Consider the following 6,031-nt stretch of genomic DNA (forward strand, 5'->3'; position numbering starts at 1 on the left):
CCTGGCGCGGGCGCCGGGCCGGGGCCGGGCGCTGGTGGCTGCCGCTGCCGGTGGCGGCGCTGACGGCGGGGCTGATCCCACTGCTGGTGGTTCCGGCGAAGTCGGCCTTCGCCCGGCCGGGTCCGCTCGGGGAGGCGCTGACGGCGGGCCAGTGGGGCTGGTACCCGTCCGGGCACACCGCGACCGCGACGATCTCGTACGGGGTGGCGGCGCTGCTACTGGCCCGGGTGGCCGGGCCGCGCGCCGTCCGGGGGCTGGCGGCGGGTGCGGTGCTGCTGTCGCTCGGGGTGGGTGCGGGGCTGGTGTGGAGCGACTTCCACTGGCTGCTGGACGTGGTGGCGAGCTGGTGCCTGGCCGTCCTGGTGTTGTGGTCGCTCGCCCGGTGGCTGCCCCGGCCGGGTGCCGGGAGGCGTCAGGCCTCGGGGTCCTCGTTGCGGTGAACCAGGCCGGCCTCGCCGTTGTCCCGGTGCCACTCGATGACGAGTTCGTCGCGGGCGCCGAAGCGGACCAGGTGGCGGCCGACGACGTCCTCCAGACCGGGCAGGTTCTCGCGCTCGCCCTCGACGGTGAGCAGCAGCGCGTCCGGCTGGGCCTCCAGGGTGGCGGTGCCGGCGCCGAAGACCATCGTGCCGCGGCCGGTCTCCTCGGAGTAGACGGCCTCGATCTTGCGCCCCATGTGGGCGGCGAGCTGCTTGGCGTAACGGCCCGGGCGGTCGGTGGCGACGCGGGCTTCGGAGCGGGGCATGGGCCCTCCAGGGTCCGGGAGGGAACTTAGGGTCCCCTCACTCGGGGCAACGCTAACCCAGGTACTGAGCTAGGCTCAACATATTTCCGCGATCGCCCTCCGCCGCCGGCCGCGGGCCCCGGACCGACGGCTACCCTGGGGCGGACGCCAGCCGAGGAGACCGCCGATGACCACCACGCCGACCGACGAACCGGCGGCCCCCTCCCCCGGCCCCCGGCCCGGCACCCCGGGCACCGCCGCCGAACTGGCCGACGCGATGACCAGGGCGATCAAGCGGATCCGGCGTCAGACCGGCTGGCGGCTGGAGCCGTACGGCATCACCCCCGGCCAGGCCCGGGCGCTGCGCATGCTCGCCCATGTGCCCGGCTGCGAGACGCCGGACCGCGCGATGCGGCTGAGCGACCTCGCCGACAAGCTCCACATCGCCCCGCGCTCGGCGACCACCGTGGTCGACGCGCTGGAGGAGGCCGGTCTGGTCGAGCGCAGTCCCGACCCGGCCGACCGGCGGGCGGTGCGGATCCTGCTGACCGAGGCCGGGCAGGCGGCGGTGGAGCGGATCGGACAGGTCCGGGACGAGGTGGCCCAGGAGTACTTCGGCGAGGTCAGCCCCGCCGACGAGGAGGTGCTGCTGCGGGTGCTGCGCTCGGCCGAGGCCCGCTTCCTCGCAGCCGGGCCGCCGCACCGCCAAGGGCCCCCGGGCGCAGCGCGGTGATCCCGATCCCGGCGATCACCAGCAGCGCGGCCGCGGCGGCCGTCGGGCTGATCCGCTCACCGAGCAGCAGCCAGGCCGAGGACATCCCGAACACCGGCACCAGCAGCGAGTAGGGCGCGACGGCGGTCGCGTCGTAGCTGCGCAGCAGGAAGCTCCAGGCGACGAAGCCGAGCAGGGTGGAGACCAGCCCGACGTAGCCGATCGCCCCCAGTCCGGCCGGGGTGACGTCGCGCAGTGCGCGCAGGTCCGCCTCCGGTCCCTCGACCAGCAGGGACAGGACCAGCAGCGGCAGCGGCGGGACGGCGCTGACCCAGACCATCCAGCGCAGCGCGTCCGGCGGCGCGGCCTTGCGGGTCAGCACGTTGGCCAGACCCCAGGCGACGGCGGCCAGGACCACCAGGACGAAGGCCCCGAGCGGCCCGCCGACGCCCTGGTCCCAGGCGGCCAGCGCGATGCCGGCGAAGGCGATCGCCAGGCCCGCCAGCCGCAGCCCGCCGGGGCGTTCGCGCAGCAGCACGGCGGCGAACAGCGCGGTGAAGCCGGCCTGCCCCTGGAGCACCAGGGAGGAGAGCCCGGCCGGCATCCCGGCGTGCATGCCGAGGAAGAGCAGCCCGAACTTGACCACCCCGAGGACCACGCCGACGGCCACCACCCAGCGCCAGGCCACCCTGGGCGGGCCGACGAAGAAGATCGCCGGCACCGCGACGACGGCGAACCGCAGGGCGCAGAAGAGCAGCGGCGGGAAGCTGTCGAGGCCGACGTGGATCAGGACGAAGTTGAGGCCCCAGACGGCGGCCACCAGGACGGCCAGGGCGATGTGGCGCGGGCTCATGCCGCCCCGGCCGCCGTCGCCGCTCGTGCTGCTCGTGCCGGCCGTGCTGTTCTGGCCGCTCGGGGCGGCGGCGGTTGTCGCGGTCATGGGTCGAGCATGATGGCGCCGGACCGTGTAGCACCAGCGATGAATACTGAAGGAGACGCTTTAGGATCGCTGCATGATGGATCTGGGGCGCCTGCGGGCGCTGCACGCGGTGGCGGTGCACGGCTCGGTCGGCGGGGCGGCGGCCGCGCTCGGCTTCACTCCCTCCGCGGTCTCGCAGCAGATCGCCAAGCTGGAGCGGGAGACCCGGACGGTGCTGCTGGAGCGGCAGGGCCGGGGCGTGGTGCTGACCGATGCGGCGCGCGAGCTGGCCGTCACCGCGCAGACCGTGCTGGGGCTGGTGGAGCAGGCCGAGGTGCGGCTGGAGGAGCAGCGCGGTCAGGCCGTCGGGCGGTTGCTGGTGGCCGCGTTCCCGTCCGGTGCCCGTGGACTGATGCCCGGGGCTCTGGCCGACCTGCGGCGGCGCTGCCCGGAACTGGACGTCCGGCTGCTGGAGCGCGACCCGTACCCCGCGGCCGAGCTGGTGGCCCGGGGCGAGGTGGACCTGGCGCTGGTGCAGGACTGGCCGACCGTGCCGCTGCCGGTGCAGGAGGGGGTCTCCCGGATGGACCTCGGGACGGACCCGGTGGACCTGCTGCTGCCCGCCGACGACGGGCTGGCCGCGCTCGACCCCGTGCCGGTGGAGCGGCTGTGCGGGCAGCGCTGGATCAGCGTGCCGCCCGGCAACATCTGCCACGACTGGCTGGTCCGCACCCTGCGCGAGGCCGGTGAGGAGCCGGACGTGCGCTACCAGGTCGGGGAGTTCGAGACGCAGATCGCGCTGGTCGCGGCCGGTCTGGGGATGGGCCTGGTGCCGAGGCTCGGGCGGGGCCCGCTGCCGCCCGGGGTGGCGGTCCGCCGGGTGACGCCGGAACCGAGCCGCCGGGTGTTCGCGCTCTGGCGCTCGCAGGCCTCCCGGCGGCCGGCCATCACCGAGGCACTGGCCTCGATGCGGGAGTGCTGGGGGCGGCTTCCGGTCTGAGGGCCTCGCCGGCCGGTCCTGAGGGCAACCGCCTCCGCCCTCGCGGACCTCGGCGTCCGGATCGACGGCTGACGGGCCGGCCCCGGACCTGTTCGGGCCTCAGCCGGCGAAGCCGATCACCAGCCACATGAAGCCGACCCCGGCCACGGTGCAGAGCAGAGTGCTGCGCGAGGGGTGCGGGCTGTGCGCCTCGGGGAGGATGTCGGAGGTCGCCAGGTAGAGCAGGAAGCCGGAGAAGAAGCCCAGGTAGAGGCCGAGCAGGTGCCCCGGGATGGTGAACGCCAGGGTGATCGCCGCGCCGGACACCGGGGCCAGCGCGTCCGCGGCGAGCAGGGTCATCGCCCGCCGCCGGTCGTTCCCGTACAGCCGGGTGATCGTGTACGTGTTGAAACCGTCGGCGAAGTCGTGCGCGACCACCGCGATGGCCACCACCGTGCCGACCGTGGTGCCCGCCTGGAAGGCGGCGCCGATTGCGAAGCCGTCCATCACGCTGTGCCCGACCAGGGCCAGAGCGGCGGTCAGGCCGATGCCCTGACGCCCGGCGGCGTGGGCGTGGGCGTGCCCGTGGTGGCCGTGGGAGTGCGCGGCGTATTCGCCCTCGTGGCCGCGGTGGATGGCGACCGCGCGCTCGACCACGTGGATGGTGAGGAAACCGGCCGCGAACATCAGCAGCGCCTGCGGCACGCCGTGCACCTCGTCCGGCGCCTGGTGGATCGCCTCGGGCAGCAGGTCGAAGGCGACCACGCCGAGCATCAGTCCGGCGGCGAAGCCCAGCACCAGGTGGCGGCGGTCGCGGGTGCGCTGGGCGACGAATCCGCCGACCAGGGTCATCAGGAACGCCGCGGCGGCGACCAGGACCGCGGTCATCGGGCCGGCTCCGTCCCAGGTCCGGCCGGGTGGCCGGGGCCTTCGCCGGGTGGTCCGCCGAGCGCTCTGCGCATTCCTCTCCCCCTGGGATCCGCCCGTGGCCGGGCCGACCGCCGACCGTACCGGACGCCCGCTCGGCGGTGATCACCCGGGGTGCCGGGGGCCCGGCCGGGAGCCGTTCCCCCAGCCTCGGCCCGGGCGTGCAGGGGCGCCCTCCGGATGGGCCGTTCGGAGTGAGGCTGCCCACCGGGGCGGACGGCCGGCGCGGTCCGCCGGGTCGAGGGCGGTCAGCCGGGTGGAGGGCGGTCAGCCGCCGGTGGCCAGTGGCAGGCCCAGATGGGTGTGGGCGAGTTCGCGGACGCCGTCGCCGTCGATCAGGTGGATGTGCCGATGGCTCTCCTCCGCGGTGAGGTCCAGCACCTCCTCGGTGAACCGGCCGGTGGTCAGCCGCAGGCCGCGCTCGGCGGACTCCTCCCCGACCGCCTCGGCCAGGGTCTCGATCTGTTCGGCGCCGACCGGCCCGGTGTCCCGGGAGGCCCAGACCACCCAGCGGCCGGGCAGCGCGGTACCGGGTGCGCCCTCACCGGTGGCGACCAGCCCGGCCGGGCCGCGCAGCCGGACGCTCCACTGCGCGATCCCGCCCCGGGTCAGCAGATCCCGCACCAGCTGGGCGAACTCGTTGGCGGAGAGGTCGGAGGCGGCCGGCACGGTGGCCCCGGCCTGGGCGGCCGGCTGGACACCGACCCGGTCGTACGGGTCCGGGGTCACGGCGGCACCGAGCTGGCGCAGCCGCACGAGGGCCTCGTCCTGCTCGGCGTCGGCGTAGACGCCCTCGTCGTCGCGCTCCTCGTACGGGGTGCCCGGCGGCAGCAACCGGGTGCGGGCCAGGGCGTCGCGGTCGGCGTCCACGCTGACCAGGCAGAGCGGCTCGGCCGTGGCGGGATCGCGCAGCCAGCCGTTGAGGACGACGCCGGCGAGTATCTCGTCGGTGTCGACGGCGTCGGCGGCCTGAAGGGCGCGCAGGGCGAGCCGGGCGACCAGCCGCAGGTAGTCGGTGGCCCGGTCCGCGGGCGGGCGCGGCACCGGGAGGATGTCGCCGTCCGGGGCGAGCCGGTAGCCGGTGAGCGAGGGCACCAGCTCAAGCGGCGGCAGGTCGAGGTCCAGCACGGCGGTGCGGGTGAGCGGGCGGAAGACCGCCCGGCAGGGGGCGGGCAGGTCCTGGGTGGCGGTCTCGGCGGCGGCCAGCGCCCGTTCCAGCAGCGACTCCACGGCGGCCGGCTCGGCCAGCCGGTAGGCCCGTCGGCACTCTTCCAGGCTCTCATTGTACTCGCGCACGGCGCGGGCCCGGGCCTCCTCCGCCGCCTCGTGGGCGCGCCGGGACTCGTCGACGGCCGGGCTGCCCGCCTCGGCCCGGCGGGTACGCCACTCGCGCAGGGCACGCTGGTGGGTGAGCCGGGCCTGGGCCAGCTCGCGCTGGTAGCCGGAGTCGAGCAGCCGACGGGACGGGCCGCTCTCCGGATCGGCCGCGGGTGGCTCGGCGGGCGCGAAGTCCTCCCAGCGGGGCTCGGGCTCGTCGGCGGCGCCGGGGCCGTCGGCCGGGTAGGGGCGGGGCTGGTAGTGCCGCAGCTGGCTCTCGAAGTCCATGGCCGAGACGGGCAGCGCGGCCCGTCGCAGCAGGTCGGCCAGCCGGTCGTGCTCGGACTGCACGGCGAGCGTGCGGTGGTGGGTCAGGGCGGCGGCCCGGGCGTGCACCGCCACGGCCTCGTCCGGATCGGCCCCGCCGGGGCCGGGGTGACCGGCTCCCCGGTC

At 75.9% G+C, this 6,031-nt stretch carries 7 protein-coding genes; 3 read left to right on the plus strand and 4 right to left on the minus strand.

Features of this window, described 5'->3' with window-relative positions; all coding sequences use genetic code 11:
* On the plus strand, positions 1 to 440 hold a 440-nt coding region (locus KS423_RS36230), incomplete at its 5' end, for a phosphatase PAP2 family protein (protein WP_224283993.1).
* On the opposite strand, the gene KS423_RS36235 is transcribed toward KS423_RS36230, so the two are convergent.
* Positions 413 to 745 carry a DUF2218 domain-containing protein gene (locus tag KS423_RS36235; RefSeq protein ID WP_224283994.1) on the minus strand — a complete coding sequence of 111 codons (333 nt, stop codon included), beginning with the start codon at positions 743 to 745 and terminating at the stop codon, positions 413 to 415. The two genes, KS423_RS36230 and KS423_RS36235, sit on opposite strands and share 28 nt — an antisense overlap.
* A gap of 166 nt (positions 746 to 911) precedes the next feature.
* On the opposite strand from KS423_RS36235, the gene KS423_RS36240 reads away from it, so the two are divergent.
* A complete protein-coding gene (locus KS423_RS36240) occupies positions 912 to 1,457 on the plus strand; it encodes a MarR family winged helix-turn-helix transcriptional regulator (RefSeq protein ID WP_224283995.1) in 546 nt (181 codons plus the stop codon).
* Here KS423_RS36240 and KS423_RS36245 read toward each other — a convergent pair.
* Positions 1,348 to 2,289, minus strand: a complete 942-nt coding sequence (locus tag KS423_RS36245) for an EamA family transporter (RefSeq protein ID WP_224283999.1) — start codon at positions 2,287 to 2,289, stop codon at positions 1,348 to 1,350. The genes KS423_RS36240 and KS423_RS36245 overlap by 110 nt on opposite strands.
* 160 nt (positions 2,290 to 2,449) lie before the next feature.
* On the opposite strand from KS423_RS36245, the gene KS423_RS36250 reads away from it, so the two are divergent.
* Entirely contained in the window at positions 2,450 to 3,355 is a 906-nt protein-coding gene (locus KS423_RS36250) for a LysR family transcriptional regulator (RefSeq protein ID WP_224283996.1), read from the plus strand.
* A gap of 99 nt (positions 3,356 to 3,454) precedes the next feature.
* Here KS423_RS36250 and KS423_RS36255 read toward each other — a convergent pair whose 3' ends face one another.
* Positions 3,455 to 4,222, minus strand: a complete 768-nt coding sequence (locus KS423_RS36255; RefSeq protein ID WP_224283997.1) for a ZIP family metal transporter — start codon at positions 4,220 to 4,222, stop codon at positions 3,455 to 3,457.
* Between the two features lie 306 nt (positions 4,223 to 4,528).
* Positions 4,529 to 6,031 (minus strand): restriction endonuclease (locus tag KS423_RS36260; RefSeq protein WP_224283998.1); only part of this gene is annotated, 1,503 nt, incomplete at its 5' end.

The organism is Streptomyces sp. LS1784 (assembly GCF_020103755.1).
Lineage (GTDB): Bacteria > Actinomycetota > Actinomycetes > Streptomycetales > Streptomycetaceae > Kitasatospora.